The following is a 2,979-nucleotide window of genomic DNA, read 5'->3' on the forward strand; positions in this document are numbered from 1 at the left end:
TCCAAGTTCAACTGGACCGGCGCCGTGCCAACCAGTTGTAAAAAGTCCGCTAGCGTCGGGATGCATTCGCCGTTTGGTAACCGAAATTGCCGTAGCTCGGCCAGGGTGTAATCCGCCACCTGGCCAGTCCCGTTAGTGGTGCGATGCAGGGTTTCGTCATGAATAATCACCGGCACCCCGTCCTTGGTTAGGTGCAGGTCGGTTTCGATCCCCTCCGCCCCGTGGGTCAAGGCGTAGCGAAAGCCGGCCGGTGAATTTTCCGGTTCGTGGGCTGGGCAGCCCCGATGACCGAAGATTGTTGTTGCCATCAAATCGCTTCCTCTGCTTTAGTACTCTCATTGTACCAAAAAACGAACCCACCGCCCCAGGTGAGTCCGTTTCAAATTTTCACTTAATCCGTCGGTAAGGAGGTTGCAGCTTCGCCAAACTGACCAGTATGCAAAGAGAGGATGCTTTCTTGTCCCGGCAGCGCCGGTAGGCCTAAGGAGTCTTCTCTGGTGAAGGCTTCAAACAGTCCGGGCGTCCAAGCGGTCTTTTTAACTTGTTCCGGGCTAATTTGGGAAACAATTTGTCGCCCTGACCGTCTAAGATCTTCTTACCAAAGAGTGGGTCAATCAAGGTCCCCTGGCCGACCCCGATCAAATCGGTGTGGTTAGCAACGGCGTCGGCCGCGGCAGCTTCAGAAAAGACCCCACCAACCACCATTACCTTGGTGTCGTCACCAACGATCTGCTTGAAGATTTGGCCAAACGATTGATCGGCGCCCTTTGGTTTTGCATCGTAACCACCCCAAATCGAGAGGCTGAGGTAGTCCACCACTTACCACTGGGGCAGTTTGCTTACGAAGGTAGCTTGGCGAACTTAACTAAGATTGTCGACGAAATTCAGGGGCAAAAAGCCAACGCCCTTTCTGCCGACCGAAAGTAGGAACCTATGGCATACACGATTGGTCAGGCTTCGGCCAAACTTAACATTTCGATTGATACGATTCGCTACTACGACAAACAGGGCTTACTCCCCTTCGTTTCGCGAACCAAGAATGGGCGCCGCTCCTTTACCGAAAATGATTTGCACCTAATGCGGACGATCATTTGCTTAAAAAACGCCGGCGTCCCGGTTGCCGAGATCGCCGAGTTTGTCGCCCTGCGCTTAGACGGGGATCAGACCCTGACGACGCGCTACCAGCTTCTCAAGGACCACGAGGCCAACTTGAAAAAGCAGCTCAACGACCTCGAGGAAACCCTTAGCTACCTCAAGTTTAAGGAGTGGTACTACCAAACCGCCGTTGAGGCCGGCACCGAGGAGATTCACCTGGTGCCCGGCAGCCAAGAAGTCATCCCCAACCTGGCCAACCAGTACGCCGACCATTTGCGGGACACTAACCAACTAGCTGAGCTGGACCGCTTTGAAAACGTCCGGGACTACCGGAATCGTGATTAACATCATACTAACAAAACAGGGACCCCACCATGCCGGCGGGGCCCCTGTTTTTTATCCGATCACTAGTTGGTGGCGGTCGTTAAAGTAGTTACGGTAGGATAAATAGCCCGAAATCACGGCGCCAAAACCGGTCGTGGCTAACAGCATAAAGGAGACCATGATCTGGTAGCGGATGGCGTAAACCGGGTCAACTCCGGCAAAGATCAGCCCCGACATCATCCCCGGCAGGCTGACTAACCCGACCGTCTTAATCGAATCGATCGATGGTTGCATCGCCGTCTTGATGCTCCGCTTTAAAATCGCTTGGCTAGCGAGCTTGACGTCGGCGCCGAGGGCTAGTTTCTCTAAGACTTGTTGGCGCTGGTCGTGAAAGGCCGCGTTCATCGTCTTGTAACAAAGCCCCATCGCCACCATCCCGTTGCTGGCGATCATCCCGGTGACCGGAATGATCTGCGATGGAATCAGCTTAATGGCGCCCGATAAAATCAACACGCCCAAGACGATATAGGTGCCGACCAACAGGGCCACCAGGGAGTTCCAATAGTGGCTGTGGGGGTTCGGGTCGCGCTTGTAGGCGTTCCAAGAGGCGTTGACGATGATGAACAGGGTCATCAAAATCGTCAACCAAGTGTTATTGATGTTAAAGATAAACTTCAGCACGTAGCCGACGATTACCAGTTGGACGATCGCGCGGCAAACGCTCCACAAAACGTCCTTGGTTAAGCCGAGCTGTTCTTTTAAGGAGATCCCGACCGACACCATCACGAGGGCGAAGGCAAAGACCAAGGAGAGGTTGCTGACGGTGACACTGTTATGCATTTAAAAGCCCCTTTTCTTCCATCTTGACTAAGTGCTTGGCGTTGGCAAGTTCACCCTGGTCGTGGGTGATCTCCATGATCGTGACCCCTTGTTGGTAGGCGTCCTCGATCGTCGCCCGAACGATCCGCTTGTTTTCTTCGTCCAACCCAGTTGTTACTTCATCGAGCAACAAGACCTGCGGGGTAAAGAGGAGGTTGCGGACCAAGCCGACCCGCTGCTTTTCACCCCCAGACAAGTCAGCGACTTTCTTATCTAGGTAGGAAGCGTCCAGCGCCACCGTCTTGAGGACCGCTTCGGCCCGCTTCTGGTCGAGTTTTTGGCCCCGGACTAAGTAAGGGAATTCTAGGTTGTCACGAACGGTTTCGCCAAACAGGTTCGCCTGTTGGAAACAGTAGGAAACCTGGCGCCGGTATTCCTCGGGTTGGTAGGACTCGATCGCCTGGCCCTGGTAGGTCAACTCGCCACTGGTGGCCGAAATCAGATCGGCGATCAGGCGTAAGATGGTACTCTTCCCGCACCCCGACGGCCCGGTCAGGGTGAACCAATCGCCCTCCTCTAGTTTTAAATTCACTTCTTTGAGCACTTGCTCGTCGCCCACTTGGTAGGTCACGTTTTTCAGTTCAATTAGTGCCATTTCGATCCCTCACATTTAATTTGTAATGGTTCTAATTTATCGAAAAAGAACGACGATGTCAATTAACTTGCTTGACTGGTTTTTGA

At 53.4% G+C, this 2,979-nt stretch carries 5 protein-coding genes; 1 reads left to right on the forward strand and 4 read right to left on the reverse strand.

The genetic code is table 11. The annotated features are described in order from the left end of the window. Both FG166_RS05500 and FG166_RS05505 read right to left on the reverse strand, forming a co-directional pair. A partial coding sequence (locus FG166_RS05500) for a glycerophosphodiester phosphodiesterase (RefSeq protein ID WP_003682919.1) occupies positions 1-308 on the reverse strand: 308 nt, incomplete at its 3' end. Positions 309-480: 172 nt separating this feature from the next. After that, positions 481-819 (reverse strand): beta/alpha barrel domain-containing protein, encoded by a 339-nt coding sequence (locus FG166_RS05505; RefSeq protein ID WP_003682917.1) that lies wholly within the window; start codon positions 817-819, stop codon positions 481-483. A 114-nt stretch (positions 820-933) separates the two neighbouring features. On the opposite strand from FG166_RS05505, the gene FG166_RS05510 reads away from it, so the two are divergent. Next, the gene (locus tag FG166_RS05510) at positions 934-1,440 is read left to right on the forward strand and encodes a MerR family transcriptional regulator (RefSeq protein ID WP_003682915.1); all 507 of its coding nucleotides are present in this window, start codon (positions 934-936) and stop codon (positions 1,438-1,440) included. Positions 1,441-1,491: 51 nt separating this feature from the next. On the opposite strand, the gene FG166_RS05515 is transcribed toward FG166_RS05510, so the two are convergent. Both FG166_RS05515 and FG166_RS05520 read right to left on the reverse strand, forming a co-directional pair. After that, entirely contained in the window at positions 1,492-2,259 is a 768-nt protein-coding gene (locus FG166_RS05515) for an ABC transporter permease (protein WP_003682913.1), read from the reverse strand. Next, the gene (locus FG166_RS05520; protein ID WP_003682911.1) at positions 2,252-2,893 is read right to left on the reverse strand and encodes an ABC transporter ATP-binding protein; all 642 of its coding nucleotides are present in this window, start codon (positions 2,891-2,893) and stop codon (positions 2,252-2,254) included. Before FG166_RS05520 ends, FG166_RS05515 begins: the two co-directional genes overlap by 8 nt. Positions 2,894-2,979 lie beyond the last annotated feature (86 nt).

The organism is Limosilactobacillus fermentum, assembly GCF_013394085.1.
GTDB classification, from domain to species: domain Bacteria; phylum Bacillota; class Bacilli; order Lactobacillales; family Lactobacillaceae; genus Limosilactobacillus; species Limosilactobacillus fermentum.